Origin of the sequence: Mycolicibacterium smegmatis (assembly GCF_001457595.1) — a bacterium.
GTDB classification, from domain to species: Bacteria; Actinomycetota; Actinomycetes; order Mycobacteriales; family Mycobacteriaceae; genus Mycobacterium; species Mycobacterium smegmatis.
The window spans coordinates 891,159-908,964 of the sequence record NZ_LN831039.1 but is presented as its reverse complement, the minus strand read 5'-3'; the positions used below and the strand labels follow the sequence as shown (position 1 = coordinate 908,964).

Annotated in this window: 18 protein-coding genes; 6 read left to right on the top strand and 12 right to left on the bottom strand. The window is 67.2% G+C overall.

Annotated elements, in window-relative coordinates:
* Positions 1 to 5: 5 nt before the first annotated feature.
* Genes AT701_RS04025 through AT701_RS04010 form a run of 4 tightly spaced genes read right to left on the bottom strand, consistent with a single transcriptional unit; the run spans position 6 to position 6,190 of the window.
* Positions 6 to 1,136, bottom strand: coding sequence for an acetate kinase (locus AT701_RS04025; protein WP_058125232.1), 1,131 nt, complete (start codon positions 1,134 to 1,136; stop codon positions 6 to 8).
* Complete coding sequence (gene pta, locus AT701_RS04020) at positions 1,133 to 3,211, bottom strand: phosphate acetyltransferase (protein WP_058125231.1); 2,079 nt, start codon at positions 3,209 to 3,211, stop codon at positions 1,133 to 1,135. The genes AT701_RS04025 and pta overlap by 4 nt, the downstream gene beginning before the upstream one ends.
* Positions 3,212 to 3,232: 21 nt before the next feature.
* The gene (locus AT701_RS04015; protein ID WP_011727186.1) at positions 3,233 to 4,555 is read right to left on the bottom strand and encodes an aspartate aminotransferase family protein; all 1,323 of its coding nucleotides are present in this window, start codon (positions 4,553 to 4,555) and stop codon (positions 3,233 to 3,235) included.
* Positions 4,556 to 4,612: 57 nt separating this feature from the next.
* Positions 4,613 to 6,190 carry an APC family permease gene (locus AT701_RS04010; protein ID WP_003892207.1) on the bottom strand — a complete coding sequence of 526 codons (1,578 nt, stop codon included), beginning with the start codon at positions 6,188 to 6,190 and terminating at the stop codon, positions 4,613 to 4,615.
* Positions 6,191 to 6,444: 254 nt separating this feature from the next.
* Between AT701_RS04010 and AT701_RS04005 the strand changes: the two genes are divergently transcribed.
* The 3 genes from AT701_RS04005 to AT701_RS03995 are packed head-to-tail and all read left to right on the top strand — an operon-like array spanning position 6,445 to position 9,043.
* A complete protein-coding gene (locus AT701_RS04005) occupies positions 6,445 to 7,482 on the top strand; it encodes a phosphotransferase enzyme family protein (protein ID WP_058125230.1) in 1,038 nt (345 codons plus the stop codon).
* Between the two features lie 11 nt (positions 7,483 to 7,493).
* The gene (gene fabG / locus AT701_RS04000) at positions 7,494 to 8,270 is read left to right on the top strand and encodes a 3-oxoacyl-ACP reductase FabG (protein WP_058125229.1); all 777 of its coding nucleotides are present in this window, start codon (positions 7,494 to 7,496) and stop codon (positions 8,268 to 8,270) included.
* 8 nt (positions 8,271 to 8,278) lie between these two features.
* On the top strand, positions 8,279 to 9,043 hold the full coding sequence (locus AT701_RS03995) for a GntR family transcriptional regulator (protein WP_011727183.1): 765 nt from the start codon (positions 8,279 to 8,281) through the stop codon (positions 9,041 to 9,043).
* A gap of 178 nt (positions 9,044 to 9,221) precedes the next feature.
* On the opposite strand, the gene fgd is transcribed toward AT701_RS03995, so the two are convergent.
* Positions 9,222 to 10,232 carry a glucose-6-phosphate dehydrogenase (coenzyme-F420) gene (gene fgd / locus AT701_RS03990; protein ID WP_003892203.1) on the bottom strand — a complete coding sequence of 337 codons (1,011 nt, stop codon included), beginning with the start codon at positions 10,230 to 10,232 and terminating at the stop codon, positions 9,222 to 9,224.
* Positions 10,233 to 10,266: 34 nt separating this feature from the next.
* Between fgd and AT701_RS03985 the strand changes: the two genes are divergently transcribed.
* Positions 10,267 to 11,013 (top strand): MBL fold metallo-hydrolase, encoded by a 747-nt coding sequence (locus AT701_RS03985; RefSeq protein WP_003892202.1) that lies wholly within the window; start codon positions 10,267 to 10,269, stop codon positions 11,011 to 11,013.
* On the opposite strand, the gene AT701_RS03980 is transcribed toward AT701_RS03985, so the two are convergent.
* The 3 genes from AT701_RS03980 to AT701_RS03970 form a co-directional block, all read right to left on the bottom strand.
* Positions 11,010 to 11,321, bottom strand: coding sequence for a hypothetical protein (locus AT701_RS03980; RefSeq protein WP_003892201.1), 312 nt, complete (start codon positions 11,319 to 11,321; stop codon positions 11,010 to 11,012). The genes AT701_RS03985 and AT701_RS03980 overlap by 4 nt on opposite strands.
* Before the next feature lie 65 nt (positions 11,322 to 11,386).
* Positions 11,387 to 12,484: an LLM class flavin-dependent oxidoreductase gene (locus tag AT701_RS03975; protein ID WP_029104160.1), complete on the bottom strand. Its 1,098-nt coding sequence runs from the start codon at positions 12,482 to 12,484 to the stop codon at positions 11,387 to 11,389.
* On the bottom strand, positions 12,481 to 12,990 hold the full coding sequence (locus AT701_RS03970; protein ID WP_014876867.1) for a GNAT family N-acetyltransferase: 510 nt from the start codon (positions 12,988 to 12,990) through the stop codon (positions 12,481 to 12,483). The genes AT701_RS03975 and AT701_RS03970 overlap by 4 nt, the downstream gene beginning before the upstream one ends.
* 127 nt (positions 12,991 to 13,117) lie before the next feature.
* Between AT701_RS03970 and AT701_RS03965 the strand changes: the two genes are divergently transcribed.
* Entirely contained in the window at positions 13,118 to 14,266 is a 1,149-nt protein-coding gene (locus AT701_RS03965; protein WP_058125228.1) for an esterase-like activity of phytase family protein, read from the top strand.
* 79 nt (positions 14,267 to 14,345) lie between these two features.
* Complete coding sequence (locus AT701_RS03960) at positions 14,346 to 15,206, top strand: SDR family oxidoreductase (protein WP_003892195.1); 861 nt, start codon at positions 14,346 to 14,348, stop codon at positions 15,204 to 15,206.
* Positions 15,207 to 15,275: 69 nt separating this feature from the next.
* On the opposite strand, the gene AT701_RS03955 is transcribed toward AT701_RS03960, so the two are convergent.
* Genes AT701_RS03955 through AT701_RS03940 form a run of 4 tightly spaced genes read right to left on the bottom strand, consistent with a single transcriptional unit; the run spans position 15,276 to position 17,806 of the window.
* Complete coding sequence (locus tag AT701_RS03955; RefSeq protein WP_003892194.1) at positions 15,276 to 15,683, bottom strand: hypothetical protein; 408 nt, start codon at positions 15,681 to 15,683, stop codon at positions 15,276 to 15,278.
* A gap of 3 nt (positions 15,684 to 15,686) precedes the next feature.
* Positions 15,687 to 16,904: an O-succinylhomoserine sulfhydrylase gene (locus AT701_RS03950; protein WP_011727178.1), complete on the bottom strand. Its 1,218-nt coding sequence runs from the start codon at positions 16,902 to 16,904 to the stop codon at positions 15,687 to 15,689.
* A gap of 9 nt (positions 16,905 to 16,913) precedes the next feature.
* Positions 16,914 to 17,324, bottom strand: coding sequence for a rhodanese-like domain-containing protein (locus AT701_RS03945; protein WP_003892192.1), 411 nt, complete (start codon positions 17,322 to 17,324; stop codon positions 16,914 to 16,916).
* On the bottom strand, positions 17,321 to 17,806 hold the full coding sequence (locus tag AT701_RS03940) for an Rv0361 family membrane protein (RefSeq protein ID WP_003892191.1): 486 nt from the start codon (positions 17,804 to 17,806) through the stop codon (positions 17,321 to 17,323). The genes AT701_RS03945 and AT701_RS03940 overlap by 4 nt, the downstream gene beginning before the upstream one ends.

The window sequence follows — 17,806 nt, the reverse complement described above, 5'->3', positions numbered from 1 at the left end:
ACGAGCTACACCACGCCCACACACGCACGGGCGATCGCGAGTTCCTCGTTGGTGGGCACCACGAGCACGGTCACACGCGAATCCGGGGTCGAGATGCGGCGGGGCTCATCGGATTTCGCAGAGTTCAGCTCGTCGTCGATCTCGATTCCCAGACCGCTCAGCCCGGCGAGCGCGTCATGGCGGACCGACGGGGCGTTCTCGCCGACGCCTGCGGTGAAGCTGATGACGTCGGTGGTACCGAGCACGGCCATGTACGCGCCGATGTACTTGCGCAGTCGGTGGATGTAGACGTCGTAGGCCAGTTTCGCGTGGGTGTCACCGGAATCCATGAGCTCGCGGAGCTTGCGGAAGTCGCTGGCGCCACCGAGGCCGAGCACGCCGGAGCGCCGGTTGAGCATCGACTCGATGTCCTCGACGCTCATCCCCGCGGCGCGCCACAGGTACATGATCGCGCCGGGGTCGATGTCACCGCTGCGGGTACCCATCACCAGGCCCTCCATCGGCGTGAGCCCCATCGACGTGTCGACGGCCTTGCCGCCCGCGACCGCGCTGGCCGATGCACCGTTACCCAGGTGCAGCACAATCTGATTCAGCGATTCCAGCGGTCGGTCGAGGAAGATTGCGGCCTGCTGGCTGACGTATTCATGGGATGTGCCGTGGAAGCCGTACCGCTTGACGTGCCACTTCTCGGCGACCTCGTGGTCGATGGCGTAGGTGCACGCCGCCGCGGGCAGGTTGTGGAAGAACGCGGTGTCGAACACCGCGATGTGCGGCAGGTTCGGCAGTAGCTTGCGCGCGACCTCGATGCCCTTGATGGCGGGCGGGTTGTGCAGCGGCGCCAGCGGGGAGAGTTCGCGCGCCTTGGCGATGAGCTCGTCGTCGACCACCGACGGCTTGTAGAACGTCTTGCCGCCGTGGACCATCCGGTGCCCGACGGCCTTCAGATCGAGGTCTTCCAGATGGAGACCCGCGGCGGCGAGTTCGTCGAACGCGGCGCGCAACGCGGCGTCATGGTCGGGCACCGCGCCCGACCCGATCTCCTCGATGATGCCGTCGGCCAGGAATTCCCCGCTGGCCGGCCGCACCACGGCGTATTTCAGCGACGACGACCCTGAGTTGACGACGAGTACTGTCACGACCGGCCCTGCGCCTGGATCGCGGTGATGGCGACGGTGTTGACGATGTCCTCCACCAGCGCGCCTCGGGACAGGTCGTTGACGGGCTTGTTGAGCCCTTGCAGCACAGGGCCGATCGCGATGGCACCCGCGCTGCGTTGCACGGCCTTGTACGTGTTGTTGCCGGTGTTGAGGTCGGGGAAGATCAACACGGTCGCGCGCCCCGCCACCTCCGAATCGGGCATCTTGGTCTTGGCCACCGACGGTTCGACCGCCGCGTCGTACTGGATGGGCCCTTCCACGAGCAACGTCTTGTCCCTCTCACGCACCAGTTCTGTTGCCGCCCTGACCTTGTCGACGTCGGCCCCGGTGCCTGAGGTGCCGGTCGAATAGGACAGCATCGCCACGCGGGGTTCGATGCCGAACTGTGCTGCGGTGCGCGCCGACGAGATCGCGATGTCGGCCAGCTCCTCAGCCGTCGGGTCGGGCACGATCGCGCAGTCGCCGTAGGCGAGTACGCGATCCTGCAGGCACATCAGGAAGATGCTGGACACGGTGGACACATCCGGCAGGGTCTTGATGATCTCGAACGCGGGCCGCACGGTGTGGGCGGTGGTGTGGGCGGCGCCGGAGACCATGCCGTCGACCATGTCGTTGTGCACCAGCATGGTGCCGAAGTAGGACACGTCGTTGATGATCTCGCGGGCCTGGTCGACGGTGATGCCCTTGTGCTTGCGCAGTTCGGCGTACTGCTGCGCGAACTGGTCGCACAGGTCGCTGGTGCGTGGATTGAGCACGGTGGCGTTCGTCAGGTCGACACCGAGTTCCGCACCGCGCGAGCGGATCTGGCTCTCGTCGCCGAGGATGGTCAGGTCGGCGACGCCGCGTCGCAGCAGCCGGCCTGCGGCCTTGAGGATGCGGTCGTCGTCGCCTTCGGGCAGCACGATGCGCTTGCGGTCGGCGCGGGCCCGGTCCAGCAGCTGGTAGGTGAACATCTGCGGCGTCGTGACCTCGGGGATCGGCAGCCGCAGCCGTGCCAGCAGGTCGTCGATGTCGACGTGACGTTCCATGATCTGCAGCGCGGTGTCGATCTTGCGCTGCGACGTCGAGGTCACCCGGCCGCGCGCGGATGCGACACGGCTCGCGGTCTCGAACGTGCCGTACGGCGTCGCGATGATCGGCAGCTTGAGGCCCAGCCCGTCCACCAGCTTGGCGATCGCCGGGTGCAGGTCGAGGCCGCCGTTGAGGATGATCGTCGACAGCGACGGGAAGCCCTCGGCGGCGTGGGCGCTGACCACCGCGAGCACCACGTCGGAGCGGTCACCGGGGGTGACGACGGCGACGCCTTCGGTGAGGCGTTCCAGCACGTGTTCGGCGGTCATGCCGGCCACCAGCACGCCGAGCGCCTCGCGCGAGAGCAGCGCGGGATCGCCCGCCACGACCGTGCCGTCGACGGCTTTCTGCAGCTCAGCAACCGACGGCGCCACCAACAGCGGCTCCTCGGGCAGCACGTAGGCCGGCGGTCCGAGCGGGCGCAGCGCCTCGGACACGGCCGTCAACTGTGCCGGATCGCAGCGGTTGGCGACGACGGCCGAGGTGTGTGCGTGCTGGCCGGCCAGTTCGGCGAGGCACACCTCGACGACGTGGACCACCTCGTCGGGGGTGCGGTCGGCGGCCTTGACGGCGAGGACGACGGGCGCGCCGAGGTTGACCGCGATGCGCGCGTTCATGCTCAGTTCGCTGGGGGTGGCGATGTCGGTGTAGTCGCTGCCGACGATCAGCACCGCGTCGCACTGGTCGGCGACGCGGTGGTACCGATCGACGATCTCGGCGATCGCGGCGTCGGGATCCTCGTGAACCTGCTGGTAGCTGACGCCGACGCAGTCTTCGTAGGGCAACCCGGCGGTGGTTCCCGCCAGTAGCAGCTCCAGGATGTAGTCGCGGTCCTCGCCCAGCCGCGTGATGGGGCGGAACACCCCGACCTTGGGCACGGTCGCGGCCAACCGGTGCAGGATGCCCAGCGCGATCGTCGACTTACCGGTGTCGCCCTCGGGTGAGGCGATGTAGATCGCGGTGGCTGCTTCTCCCTCGGGCACGACCTACAGCATCCCACTTGGTCAGGGCAGATGTGCCAGCGCCCCCGCAAACTCCGTGCAGAACCAGTCGACGTCGGCCATCGAGAACACCAGCGGCGGCCTGATCTTGAGAACGTTGCCGTAGGTGCCGCACACCGAGATCAGGACGTGCCGATCACGCATCTCGTTGACCAGGTCGTGGGCGCGGGTGCGGTCCGGCGTGGCGGCGTCGCGGTCCTCGACCAACTCGACGCCGACGTACAGCCCGGCGCCGCGGACGTCGCCGATGTGCGGATGGTCGGCGGTGATGCGGGTGAGCTCGTGGCGCAGCGCGGCGCCGACGGTTGCCGCGCTGGTCACCAGTTCCTCGTTCTCGATGACGTCGAGCACCGCGGCGGCCGCCGCCATCGACACGGGGTTGCCGCCGAAGGTGTTGAAGTAGGGCACGCCGACGGCGAACGGTTCCAGCACGGCACTGCGCGCGGCCATCGCGGCGACCGGCAGCCCGTTGGCCATCGGTTTGCCCATGGTCACCAGGTCGGGCACCACGTTGTGGCGCGCGAAACCCCACATGTCGTCGCCGGTGCGCCCGAAGCCGGGCTGCACCTCGTCGGCGATGAAGACGCCGCCGGCAGCGCGCACGGCTTCCACGGCGGGTGCGAGCACCGAGGTGTCCGGGTAGATGCCGTCCGACGAGAAGAAGGTGTCGACGATCAGAGCGCTGACGCCGTGGCCGCAGCGCTGCAGGTCGGCGATGGCGGCCTCGACGTCGGCGCGGAACCGCGCCGCCACGTCGTCTCCCGCCCGGTAGCTGTCGGGCGCGGGGACGGTGCGCACGTGCGGCCCGGTCACCGTCTCGCCGCCGATGGACGGCGAAATCGCCGTCACCGCTTCGGTATTGCCGTGATAGGCGTCACGCGTGACGATCACTCCGCGCGCGCCGGTGTACATCTGCGCGACGCGCAGCGCGAGATCGTTGGCCTCGGATCCCGTGCACGCGTACATCACCTGGTCGACCTCGTCGGGCATGGTCGCCAGCAACCGCTCCGAGTACGCGACGATGCCGTCGTGCAGGTAGCGGGTGTGGGTGTTGAGGGTTTCCAGTTGCCGGGTCACCTGGGCCACGACGTGAGGATGGCAGTGCCCGACGCTGACGACGTTGTTGTAGGCGTCGAGGTAGCGCACGCCGTCGGCGTCGAACATGTGGCTGCCGCGGCCGCGGACCAGGTGCACCGGCCGTTCGTAGAACAACCGGTACGCCGGCCCGAGCAGCCGGGTGCGGGCCGAGATCAACTGCTCGGTACCCGGGTCGATCGACTGATCACCCGTGTAGCTGTTGGAATCCATGATGTTGGAAAACCTCATGTTCCCAACCCCTTTCGTACCCATGTCAGTTGTCACAACCTCGGCCCGCACCCTCTGTCAGCGTTCGTGTGATTCCTGCAACACGGTGCGGCCGAGTTCGGCATAGCGGTTGGGGTCCTTGAACTTCAAGAACAGCGCCAGCAGCACTCCGCCGATTCCGACGATGCCAACAACATACGGGATCGCGGCGAAGATCCAGTCGGTCGCGGCATCGCCCGCGGCGAACGACGCGTTCTTGGCCAGCAGGTAGATCACATAGAGCATGCCCGTGCCGCCCAGAAGCGGCGCGAGGAACGTCTTGAACCAATGGGCGGTCTCCGGGTGCCGCTTGTGCACATGGAAGTAGGAGATCACCGAGAACGCCGCCAGCGCCTGCACGATCATGATCGCAGTGGTGCCCAGCAGGGCCATCAGCCCGTACAACTCGGTGTAGGGATCACGGCCGCTGAGGTCGAAGAACAGCACCACCACGGCCGCGAACGCGGTCTGGACGAACCCGGCGATGTACGGCGAACCGTGCACCGGGTGGGTCGCGCCGATGGTCTTGCGCATACCGGGGACGACATTCTCGCGGCCTATGGCGTAGAGGTAGCGGGCCGCGCAGTTGTGGAACGCCATGCCGCACGCGAACGATCCCGTCATCAGCAGGATCTTGAACAGATCGACCGCCCAGGTCCCCAGGTGCTCGTGCACGGGGTTGAAGAAGATGTTGCCCGCGGTCTCCGAATCCTGTGCCAGGGCAATGGCATTCTGCGGACCGGTGCCGACGATCGCCAACCACGACACGATGACGTAGAACGCGCCGATACCGATCACCGAGCTGACGACCGCGATCGGGATGATCTTCTTGGGGTTGCGCGACTCCTCGCCGTACATGGCGCTCGACTCGAAGCCCACCCAGGACCAGAACGCGAAGAACAGGCCCACGCCGGCGGATCCGGCGACGGCGATCATGCTGCCGTCCGTGCCCGCGACCTCACCGGTGAGGCTCTGAAAACCGTTGAGCGGGTTGAGCGATCCGAGTGACCAACCCTGCGGGCCACCGCCGGTGAACACCACCGACAGCGCCATCAGGGCCAGCATCACGATCTCGGTGATGAGGAACACCCCGAGCACCTTGGCCGCGAGGTTGATGTCGAAGTAGGTCAGCACCGTGTTGACCGCGAGCATGACCACCGCGAACACGATCCACGGCACGTCGACATCGAAGAACGATTTGAACAGGTCGTTGCCGAAGAACGAGAAGATGCCGATCAACGAGGCCTCGAAGACCATGTAGGCCAACGCCGTCAGGAATCCGGCGCCCAGGCCGACGATGCGGCCGAGACCGTGGCTGATGTAGCCGTAGAACGCGCCGGTCGCGGTGATGTGCTTGCTCATCGCGGCGTAGCCGATGGCGAACAGCGTCAGCACGATGGTCGCGACGAAGTAACCGGCGGGCGCGTACGCGCCGTTGCCGAAGCCCACCGCGATGGGGACGTTGCCGACCATGGCGGTGATGGGGGCGGCGGTGGCCACCGCCATGAACATGACGCCCACCAGGCCCACCGCATTGGGTTTGAGGCGCTGGATGGCTTCTGAAGACTTTCCGCTCGGCGCTTTTCCTGGCGCCGACGGATCGATGATCTCGCTCATTGAGGGTCCTAATCCGTCCCTGAACAGGGAAATTACCGGACCATTTTTTGGTCTGGTCTGAGAATGTCGCCGACGACGTTGTGCTGCGACGCTGGCAATTGTTACCGCGCCCAGATTCGTTGGTCAACTTGGAATTACCTGTACATATGCGGGTTTGTTGCAAACATGTTTCGAAGCTGGGAGCCATGCAACGGCAGCGTAAAAATTCTCGATTTGGTCTGCTCTGGTTCGGCTTTTGGTCCACACTCTTCGACATGCCGGGACTTCCAGCTGACCACGAACTGTTCGCGCGCGCCGCACTGGGCGCCTACCAGCGCGATCCGAACACCCCGCTGCGCTTGCTCAGCCTGTCGGAGAACGCGACGTATCTGGCCGGCGAGCCGGGCGGTGACACCGAGCCATTGGTGCTGCGCGTGCACCGCCCCGACTACCACTCGGTGGCAGGCATCACCTCCGAACTGGCCTGGATGGCCGCGTTGCGACGCGAAACCACTGTCAGGACACCGGAACTCGTGGCAGCCCAAGGCGGCGATCAGGTGGTCGCGGCCACCGTCGGCGACCGCACCCTCTACGTCGACGCCGTGAGCTTCGTGCCTGGGTGCACGGCCGAGGAGGCGCCCGACGTCGTGGGGTTCGCCGAACTCGGCGAGTTGACGGCGATCATGCACGATCACGCCCAGAGCTGGACCGCGCCCGCGTCGTTCACGCGGTTCGGTTGGGATCTCGACGCGATCCTCGGTCCCGACGCCCGCTGGGGCAACTGGCGTGACGCGCCGGCGCTCACCAAGGGCGACACAGCGGCGATCGAGCGCGCCGTGACCGAGATCACCTCGCGGATCAGCAAATTCGGCACCGGTTCGGACCGGTTCGGGCTCATCCATGCCGACCTGCGGCTGTCCAACCTCATGGTCGACCCGTCCTCGCCGGGCGCGGGCATCACCGTGATCGATTTCGACGACTGCGGCTGGGGCTGGCATCTGGCCGATCTGGCCGCTGTGGTGTCGTGGCTCGAGGACACCCCGGAGGCCGACGCCATGATCGCCGACTGGCTGCGCGGATACCAGGCGGTGCGGGTGCTGTCCGAGGAGCACCTGGCGTTGATCCCGACGTTCGTCATGCTGCGTCGTGTGCAGTTGACGGCGTGGATCGCCTCGCACGCCGACGCCGACGCCGCGATCTCCGTCGGCGCCGACTATGCGCGCGGCACCGCGCGTCTGGCCGAGCGTTACCTCGGCGACCAAAGCTGGCTACAGGACGCGGTTTTTGCGTCACCCCTCACCCCGACAGCATGACAAGGAGAAACATGTTCGACCTGCAGGGCCGCTCAGTGGTGGTCACCGGCGGCACCAAGGGCATCGGCCGCGGCATCGCCACGGTGTTCGCGCGGGCCGGCGCCAATGTGGCGGTGGCGGGCCGTTCGACCGCCGACATCGACGCGTGTGTGGCCGATCTCGACCAGTTGGGTTCCGGCAAGGTCATCGGCGTGCAGACCGATGTCAGCGACCGCGCCCAGTGCGATGCGCTCGCCGGGCGCGCCGTTGAGGAGTTCGGTGGCATCGACGTCGTGTGCGCCAACGCGGGCGTCTTCCCCGACGCGCCGCTGGCCACCATGACGCCCGAGCAGCTCAACGGGATCTTCGCGGTCAACGTCAACGGCACGTTCTACGCGGTACAGGCCTGCCTGGACGCGCTGATCGCGTCGGGCAGCGGGCGCGTGGTGCTGACGTCGTCGATCACCGGTCCCATCACCGGGTACCCCGGCTGGTCGCACTACGGCGCCACCAAGGCCGCGCAGTTGGGCTTCATGCGCACGGCCGCAATCGAATTGGCGACGCACAAGATCACCGTCAACGCGATCATGCCCGGCAACATCATGACCGAGGGTCTGCTGGAGAACGGCGAGGAGTACATCGCGAGCATGGCGCGCTCCATCCCCGCGGGCGCGCTGGGCACCCCGGAGGACATCGGCCACCTCGCGGCGTTCCTGGCCACCAAGGAGGCCGGCTACATCACCGGTCAGGCCATCGCCGTCGACGGTGGACAGGTGCTGCCCGAGTCCCTGGACGCGATCGCGACGTAGCACCGGCCATGGAGGAGACGTCGGGCGGTCCGGTGGCCGAAGACGTACGCCGCCGGATTTTGTCGATGCTGGCCCAGGGCATGCTGCGTCCGGGTTCGCGGCTGGGCACCGAGCGCGAGATGGCGGAGACCTTCGCGGTGTCGCGGTCCACCCTGCGCAGCGCCCTGCTGCCGTTGAGCCAGGCCGGTGTGCTGGAGCGTCGCACCGGCCGCAACGGCGGCACGTTCGTGCGGGCCGACGTGGTGCAGCGCAATGCCGCCGAGCTGGTCGGTCTGCCCGCACGCCTGCACAGCGGCGGGCACACCAGCACCAGCCGTGTACTGGGCACCGACCGCAGGCCCGCGACCGCCATCGAGGCCGAGGCCCTCGAAGTGCCCCTGGGCACAGACATTTTCACGATCCGGCGGTTGCGGTTCGCCGACGGGGTGCCCCTGTCGGTGGACCTCGCCTGCTTCGTCGCCGGACGCATGAACGACCTGCTGGAACAGCCGCTCGGCGGGTCGCTCTACGAACTGCTGCAGGTGCGCTACGGTCTGACACCCGCCACCACGACCGAGACCATCGAGGTGGTCAGCGCCAGCCCCCGCGAGGCCCAGTGGCTCGATGTCGCGCATCGCAAACCGCTGCTGGCGATCACGCGGGTGACCCGCGACGACACGGGCAGGCCGTTCGAATACGCCTACGACCTGTTCCGCGCCGACCGCGTGCGTCTCACCGCGACGAGCCACGGCACCGTCGGTGCCGTGCAACGCTCTGTCAGCACCACCGCCTGAGTCACCCCGCACCGCGCAGCGTCACCCTGCACCGCGAGCGTGCGGGTCTGCTGCCCGACGCACCGCGAATCAGCAGCGCTGCGCGCACGCTCGCGGCGCGTGAGCGACCGCGTGAACGCGCGCGCGAGCACTGCAGCTCGCGCGAGCACCCGCACGAGTGCCCAGAATCAGGCCAGAATCAGGCCAGCTTGCGCAACCGCGGTTCCAGATCGCGTTTGAACAGCTCGAGGAATCGACGCTGGTCATGGCCCGGGGCGTGGAACACCAGGTGGTTCAGCCCCCACTTGACGTACTGGCCGACCTTCTCGACCGCCTCGTCGGGGTCCGACGCGACGATCCAGCGCTTGGCGACCTGCTCGATGGGCAACGCGTCGGCAGCCTTCTCCATCTCGATCGGATCGTCGATCGAATGCTTCTGCTCGGCGGTCAACGACAGCGGCGCCCAGAACCGGGTGTTCTCCAGCGCCAACTCGGGATCGGTGTCATAGGAGATCTTGATCTCGATCATCCGGTCGATCGCGTCGGCGTCGCGATCGGCGGCCGCAGCACCCTCCTTGACCGCCGGGATCAGCTTCTCGGCATAGAGCTCCTCACCCTTGCCCGAGGTGCAGATGAACCCGTCACCGGCACGGCCGGCGTACTTGGCCACCACCGGACCACCCGCGGCGATGTACACCGGGATGCCACCCTCGGGCACGTCATAGATCGACGCGCCCTTGGTGCGGTAGTACTCGCCGTCGAAATCGACCCGGTCCCCCAGCCACAGCTCACGCATCAACCGCACCGATTCGCGTAGCCGCGCGAACCGCTCCTTGAACTCTGGCCACTCGCCGGCATACCCGGTCGCGATCTCGTTGAGCGCCTCACCGGTGCCCACACCGAGGAAGATCCGCCCCGGATACAGACATCCCATCGTCGCGAACGCCTGGGCGATCACCGCCGGGTTGTACCGGAACGTCGGCGTCAGCACCGACGTCCCCAGCACCAGGTTCTTGGTGCGCTCGCCCACCGCGGTCATCCACGCCAGCGAGAACGGCGCATGCCCACCTTCGTGACGCCACGGCTGGAAATGATCACTGACAGTCGCACTGTCCATACCTGCCGACTCGGCCAAAACCGCCAACTCGACCAACTCGCGAGGAGCAAACTGCTCCGCAGATGCCTTGTAACCTAGCTTCAATTCAGCCACCATTCGTTTCTACTCCAATGCCTAAACTCACGGCATGGCAGTAGCCCTGAACAAGATCACCGACCGCGTCCATTTCGCCCGCACCGACCTCGTCAACTGGACGCTGGTGACCGGTGACGACGGCGTACTGCTCATCGACGCGGGGTTCCCGGGTCAACGTGAGGACGTGCTCGATTCGGTGCGGCAACTGGGATTCGGTCCCGACGACATCAAGGCCGTGCTGCTCACCCACGCCCACGTCGACCACTTCGGCACTGCCATCTGGCTCGCGAAAACCTATGGCACACCGGTGTATTGCCACGCAGACGAAGTCGGCCACGCCAGGCGCGAGTACCTGGAGCAGGCCACCCCGGCGGGCGTGGCCCGTCAGGTTTGGCAGCCGCGCTGGCTGAAGTGGGCACTGGCGATCTCCCGTCAGGGCGCATTCGATCATTCCGGCATCCCCTCAACGCAGGCGTTCACCCCCGAGATCGGGCTGCCGGGAAAACCCACCGCGATTCCGACTCCCGGACACACCGGCGGGCACTGCTCCTATCTGGTCGATGGTGTCCTGGTGGCCGGCGACGCTCTGGTGACGGGCCACCCGACCTCCTCGCGGCGCGGCCCTCAGTTGCTGCATCAGGTGTTCAACCACGACCAGCAGGCGTGTCTGCGCAGCCTCGGTGCGCTGGGGCTGCTCGACACCGAGGTGCTGCTGCCCGGCCACGGCGACGTCTGGCGCGGCTCGATCCGTGAGATGGCGGACCAGGCGGCATCCTCGGCGCCGTCCCCGGCCCGCTAGCTCAAAACTCGGTATCCCAGCAAAAAGAAGCCGGTCAGGCACAGACCACATGCCAGCACGATCGTCGGCATGAGGACCATCTGGTCGAGTTCGTCGGGTTCGAACACTTCGTCATCGTCGACGGAACCGAAGAAAACCCTGGCCACCGCGGTTCGGCGGAATGCGAACATGCGTCTGCGCAGCCTGGATGAGCCGGCGCGGCGACCGATGAACAACCGCACGGCCACGCCGGCGGCGAACACCAGGACGCCGGACGCCAACAACAGCGACCCGACGACTACCTGCGGATTCGGCAAACGCTCCCCCACTGGTGTTCGGCTCTTGCGGGGCCCAGCCTATAGGCGGTCCGGGGCACGCTTCATCGAGTTGCGCGTCACAGTCCCCAGCGCTGAGCGATCAGCTCATGCGACCGCAACCGGTCCTCGTGGCGGTGGGTCACCGACGTGATGACGAGTTCGTCGGCGCCGGTGACGCGGCGCAGCGCCTCGAGGCGTTCGGCCACCTGATCGGGGTCGCCGACGAACTGCGTCGCGACGCGGTCTCTCACCAGGTTCAGCTGGTCGTCGGTGAGCGGCGGCAGGTGCTCGGAGTCCGGATACGGAACAGCGCCGCCACCGGCGCGGATCGAGTACACCCAGTGCCCGTATCCTGCCGCGAGCCGTTTGGCGGTGGGTTCGTCGTCGGCGACGACGATGTCGGCCGACACCACGACGTACGGTTCGGAGAGGTGTTCCGACGGTGTGAACTCGTTGCGGTACAACTCGATTGCCTCCAGCGCGGTCGCCGGCGTGATGTGGTAGCTGGCGACGAACGGAAGGCCTTGGGCCGCAGCGACGCTCGCGCTCTGCCCCTTGCTGCTGCCGAAGATCCACGGGGTCAGCCCGCTGCCCGCACCCGGCACCACGGTGCCGATTTCGTAGCGGTCTGCCAGCATCGCGAGAATGTCGTCGAGCTGATCGGCGAAATCCGGTGCGACAGCTTGTGGTTGCTGAAGGACGGCCATGCGCGTCTGCAGTCGCGGGTCGGTCAGCAGGGCCCGCATGTCGAACGGCGCCGGGATCACCACGCCGTCGATCTCGTGCCATTCCCGGGGCGGTTTGGGTGTTTTCGGCTTCTCCCGCATCGCCTCGACGCGTCGCTGCCCCGACCGTCCCACGCCCAGGTCGATCCGTCCGGGATAAAACGCCTCGAGCATCCCGAAGCTCTCCACCACCGCGACGGCGGTGGTGTGTCCGAGCTGCACCGCGGCGGTGCCGACGCGGATCCGCTCGGTGGCCGCCGCGATCTGGCCCACGAGCACCGCGGGCGCCGAACTCGCGACGGCGACGAAATGATGCTCGGCGACCCAGTACCGCTTGTATCCCCACTGCTCGGCGTGCTGCGCGAGGTCGACGGTGTTGCGCAGTGCCGTGGCGGCATCTGCGCCGGCGCTGATCGGCGCGAGATCCAGGATCGACAACGGAACGTTCATGCGGACTCCTCGGCCGGCAGCACCTTGTGGAAGGCGACGGGGAACACCGTGCCGTCGGCGGGCAACGGTTCGGGTAGGCGGGTGTAGCCGGCGGCCGCATACAGCGCTTCGGCCTCGGGCTGCAGGTGGCCCGTGGTCAGGTAGACCTTCCGGTAGCCGCGGGCGGCGATCTGGTCCTCCAGGTGCGTCAGCAGGGCCTTGGCCAGCCCGCGCTTGCGGTACGCGCTGTGGGTCCAGATCCGCTTGAGTTCGGCGGTGTCGTCGTCGAACCGCTGGAAGGCGCCTCCCGTGACGGGCTCACCCGCGAGCAGGCCGACGAACATGCCGCCGGTCGGCGGGGCGAACACCTCGGCGGGCTGGCTGAGCAGCCAGGTCATCACCGCGTCGCGGGTACTGCCGTACCGCGACGAGTACTCGTCGGCAAGCTCGTCGAGCAGCGGCGCGGCCAGCGGGTCATCCTGGCCGACCGCCACGAACTGCACATGAGTTCGACCCGGCTCGGACATCACCACCGTTTCTATACCCATGAGGTGTTCAACGTTCGACGTCGCGCAATATGCCCGCCAGACTCACCGTGATCGAAAATCCGCCAAGGCCGGCGCTCGAGTCGCTCGGGCCGCGGCGGCGTTCCGGATGGGTATGAATCCGCTTTTCCGGTTGACCCGCTCCATGACCGCCGCGGCGGTCATGGCCGCCGCAGCCGCCGCCACCACCCCGATCGCGGTCGCCGACACACCACTCGAATATCTGGGCCAGTGGCAGCTGCCGCCTCAGGAAGCCGGTGCGCCCAACAGGATTGGCGGCCTCTCGGGAATCACCTACGACCCGGCGCATCAGACGTACTACCTCATCAGCGACGACAAGACCGAGCACGGCCCGGTCCGCTTCCACACCGCGCGAATCGGGCTGTCCGGCAACGGCGTGGACGACGTGCAGTTCGTCGGTGTCCAGCCGCTGCTCGACGAGACCGGAAAACCTTTCGGACGCAACAACTTCACCGCCCACCCGGCGGTGCTGGCCCCCGACGCCGAGGCGATCGCCTACGACGCCGGCCGCCGACTCCTGTACTGGACGTCGGAGGGATACATCCACGACGACGCGTCCGGCAAGCCCGCCATCCTGCAGCCGTGGATCCGGGTGGCCGGCCTCGACGGGACCTATCAGGGCGAGTTCGCGCTGCCGCCGAGCTTCATGTTCACCGGGGACCAGACCGCCGGTCCGCGGCCCAACGGCGTGCTCGAAGGGCTGTCCCTGACGCCGGACGGGCGCTACCTCTTCGCGGCGATGGAGCAACCGCTCTACCAGGACGGTCCTGCGACCGACGAGAACCACACCGGGCTGGTGCGCATCACCAAGTTCGACACCGTCACGCGGACGCCTGTCGCGGAGTACGCGTATCCCGTCGACCGCGCCGCTCCCGAGACGGGCTTCAACGGGGTCTCCGACATCCTGGCGTTGTCGGAGACGTCGTTCCTGGTCATCGAGCGCGCCGCGAGCCTGCCGCGTCAGGTCGCGGTGTCGGTGTACCGCGCGGACACCGGACCCGCGTCCGACGTGCTCGACGTGGCCTCACTGCTAGATCAGGCCGTCATTCCGATGACCAAGACCCTGGCCGCCGACCTGCGCGCGACACCAGGTCTGGACCGCCTCGACAACATCGAAGGGCTCACCCTGGGTCCGCGGCTGCCCGACGGGCGCCAGTCGGTGGTGCTGGTCAGCGACGACAACTTCCAGCCGTTCGAGGTGACGCAGTTCCTGGCGTTCGCGTTGCCGAGGAGTTGAGATGAGCCTTCAGCGCGGAGTGATCCACGACTCAACCACCCCTTCCCACTCAAACTTGACACGTGTAAAGTTCGGCGCCATGGACAACATCAGGGGCAAGACCATCGCGATCACCGGCGCCGCTCGCGGTATCGGTTATGCCACCGCCAAGGCACTGCTGGCCCACGGCGCCCGCGTCGTCATCGGCGATCGTGACGTGGCACTTCAGGAGTCCGCGGTCGTCGAGCTGAGCAAGCTCGGCCAGGTGTCGGGCTATCCGCTGGACGTGACCGACCGCGAGTCGTTCGCGACGTTCCTGGACAAGGCGCGCACCGACGGCGGCGGCCACATCGACGTGCTGATCAACAACGCCGGTGTCATGCCGGTCGGCCCGTTCCTGGAGCAGAGCGAGCAGTCGATCCGCTCCAACATCGAGGTCAACGTGTACGGCGTGCTCACCGGCTGCCAGCTGGCCCTGCCGGACATGGTCAAGCGCCGTCGCGGCCACATCATCAACATCGCGTCGCTGTCGGGTGTCATCCCGCTGCCCGGTCAGGTGGTCTACGTCGGCGCCAAGTACGCCGTCGTCGGGCTGTCCACGGCGCTGGCCGACGAGATGGCCCCGTACGGTGTCGACGTCTCGGTGATCATGCCGCCGTTCACCAACACCGACCTGATCTCGGGCACCAAGTCCGGCGGGGCCATCAAGCCCGTGGAACCCGAGGAGATCGCGGCGGCCATCGTCAAGACGCTCAACAAGCCCAAGACCCACGTGTCGGTGCCGCCGCCGCTGCGGTTCACCGCGCAGGCCGCGCAGATGTTGCCACCCAAGGGACGTCGCTGGCTCAACAAGAAGCTGGGCCTGGACAATGTGTTCCTCGAGTTCGACACCGCCAAGCGCAAGGCCTACGAGGACCGCGCCCAGGCCGCCCTGGGTGTCGTCGAGTCGGAAAAGAAGTAGCTCCTACGCGAAACCGACGAAATTGCCGCAAAACGCAACGCGCAACGGCAATTTCGTCGGTTTCGGCGTCTAGAACCGCGGTAGCGGATCACCCGCGCGATACGCCTCGATCTGGTCGAGATGCTCGAAGAGCTGAGCGTGGGTGAACCCGAAATGCTCCTCGGTGCCGACGAACGTCACATGGACGATCTCGCCGTCCTCTTCGGCGTCCAGCCAGATCCCGGTGACGGGCACACCGTCGGAGACCTCATGTGCGGACGGCTCGTAGTACCAGATCGCGTAGTGGTCGTCCGACTCGTCCTCGTCGAAAGCCCAGCCGCGCTCGGTGATCCGTTCGTCGAACTCGGCGAGATCGGCGACGACACCCTCCTGCACGGCCTGCAACTGCTCGATGACCTCGTGCGGCACCCACCGCGAATCACGCGCGGCCTGCCGCTTCTTACGCCGCGCCTTCTTGGCGTCGCTCTTCTTCGACACGGCTCAGCTCAGCGCCTGGTCGAGGTCGGCGATCAGGTCCTCGGTGCCCTCCAGGCCGATCGAGATGCGCACGACACCGTCTCCCAGGCCGATCGCGGCGCGGCCCTCCGGGCCCATGGCCCGGTGGGTCGTGGTGGCGGGGTGCGTGATCAGCGATTTGGCGTCACCCAGGTTGTTGGAGATGTCGATGACGCGCAGCTTGTCGAGCACCTCGAACGCGCGGGCCTTGCCGTCGTCGCCGTCGAGTTCGAAGGTCACCACGGTGCCACCGCCGCGCATCTGCCGCTTGGCCAGCTCGTACTGCGGATGCGACTGGAGGAACGGGTATTTCACCCAGCGCACGGCCGGGTGGCCTTCCAGGAACTCGGCGACCCGCTGTGCCGACCGGTTGGAATAGTCCACCCGGACCGCAAGCGTCTCAAGACCTTTCAGCAGCACCCAGGCGTTGAACGCGCTGATCGCGGGGCCGGTGTGGCGCATGAGCTTCTGCACCGGGCCGTCGATGTACTCCTGATCACCGAGGATGGCCCCGCCGAGCACACGGCCCTGGCCGTCGATGTGCTTGGTGCCCGAGTACACCACCACATCGGCGCCCATCGGGATGCCCTGCTGCAGCAGCGGTGTGGCGAACACATTGTCCAGCACCACTTTCGCACCTGCGGCGTGGGCCATCTCCGATACCGCGGCGATGTCGACCAGCGACTGCATGGGGTTCGACGGCGTCTCGAAGAACACCGCCGTCGTGGGCACCGAAAGGGCTTCCTCCCACTGCGAGAGATCGTCGCCGTCGACGAACACGGTCTCGACCCCCCAGCGCGGCAGGATCTCGTTGCACACCACGAAACACGATCCGAACAGGCTGCGCGCGGCGACCAACCGGTCCCCCGCCCCCAGCAGCGCCCCGAGCGCGGTGAACACCGCGGCCATGCCGGTGGCGGTCGCGAAACACGCGGGCGCGCCCTCGATGAGCCGCAACCGCTCCTCGAACATCGATATCGTCGGGTTGCCGTAACGCGAGTACACGTAGCGGTCGATGTCGCCGGTGAACGCCTTCTCGGCGGCCGCGGCGGTCTCGTAGACGTAACCCGACGTCAGATACATCGCCTCGGCGGTCTCTTCGAAACCCGAACGCAGCAGGCCGCCGCGCACGCCGATGGTCGCCTGGCTCACGCCGTCGGGCAGGGGCGCCGGGATGCGAACGGATGGGATGTCGTCGGTCATGACCGTCCCCTAGCTCTGCTTCCACGGAAGGCCGACGGCCTTCCATCCGGAGCCACCGCGGTGCCGGTTCTCGTCGAGGTGGCCCTCGAACCCGTCGAGGATGTTGTAGGACGGGCCGATGCCCGCGGCGGTCGCGGCCTCGGCGGCGCCGATGGACCGGTTGCCCGAGCGGCACAGGAACACCACGGGGCGTTCCCCGCTGACACCCGCGGCCTTGAGGTCCTCGACGAAACCGTCGTTGTGGGTGCCGTCGGACCGGTTCCACTCGATGTAAACGACGTCACGCTGCAACGAGGACAGGTCGGGCACGCCGACGAACCGCCATTCGGCGTCGGTGCGACAGTCCACCAGCACGGCCTCGGAGTTCTCGCTCAGAAGTTTCCAGGCCTCCTCAGGCGTGATATCCCCTGCATAGCTCACGGGCGTGAGTCTCCCATACTCGTGCAGACCCGCCATTCGCCGTCCTCGCGCACAAACGTGGTCTCGACGTCGATCTTGTCGTCCGGGGCCTTCTCGTAGTGGTACACCACAGTGGCGGTGGCGCGGTCACCGTCGATGCGCACACCGGTCACGTCGTCGACGTACCTGGGACCCTGATCCTGCACCGAATCACGTTGCCGGGCAAGGAACTCGGCCTCATTGCCACGCTGGTCGGCGCACGTGTACCCGGCGAACGCGGAGTAGTCCTCGCGCTGCATGGCGTCGTTCTGCCCGACCGCCGCGCGGCCCACGCGTTCCTCCTCGGACAGCCCGTCGCCGCCGCTGAACGCATTGACCAAGAACACACCGATCACGACGAGCACAATGACCACGAGCGCGGTCAGGAACGGCGCCGCGGTGGGCCGGTCGGGCGCGGGCTGCGGGTCCCCCGGGTCCTCGGAGTTCCTGGTGTTGTCAGCCAT

Excerpts from the sequence above, each read along its gene's own strand:
- AT701_RS03985 (WP_003892202.1), top strand. The coding sequence starts at position 10,267 with ATGGCAGTAGCCCTGAACAAGATCACCGACCGCGTCCATTTCGCCCGC.
- AT701_RS03960 (WP_003892195.1), top strand. The coding sequence starts at position 14,346 with ATGGACAACATCAGGGGCAAGACCATCGCGATCACCGGCGCCGCTCGC.
- AT701_RS04010 (WP_003892207.1), bottom strand. The coding sequence starts at position 6,190 with ATGAGCGAGATCATCGATCCGTCGGCGCCAGGAAAAGCGCCGAGCGGA.
- AT701_RS03950 (WP_011727178.1), bottom strand. The coding sequence starts at position 16,904 with ATGACCGACGACATCCCATCCGTTCGCATCCCGGCGCCCCTGCCCGAC.
- AT701_RS03965 (WP_058125228.1), top strand. The coding sequence starts at position 13,118 with ATGGGTATGAATCCGCTTTTCCGGTTGACCCGCTCCATGACCGCCGCG.
- AT701_RS04005 (WP_058125230.1), top strand. The coding sequence starts at position 6,445 with ATGCCGGGACTTCCAGCTGACCACGAACTGTTCGCGCGCGCCGCACTG.
- AT701_RS04015 (WP_011727186.1), bottom strand. The coding sequence starts at position 4,555 with ATGAGGTTTTCCAACATCATGGATTCCAACAGCTACACGGGTGATCAG.
- AT701_RS03975 (WP_029104160.1), bottom strand. The coding sequence starts at position 12,484 with ATGAACGTTCCGTTGTCGATCCTGGATCTCGCGCCGATCAGCGCCGGC.
- AT701_RS03940 (WP_003892191.1), bottom strand. The coding sequence starts at position 17,806 with ATGGCTGACAACACCAGGAACTCCGAGGACCCGGGGGACCCGCAGCCC.
- AT701_RS03995 (WP_011727183.1), top strand. The coding sequence starts at position 8,279 with ATGGAGGAGACGTCGGGCGGTCCGGTGGCCGAAGACGTACGCCGCCGG.
- AT701_RS03970 (WP_014876867.1), bottom strand. The coding sequence starts at position 12,990 with ATGTCCGAGCCGGGTCGAACTCATGTGCAGTTCGTGGCGGTCGGCCAG.
- fabG (WP_058125229.1), top strand. The coding sequence starts at position 7,494 with ATGTTCGACCTGCAGGGCCGCTCAGTGGTGGTCACCGGCGGCACCAAG.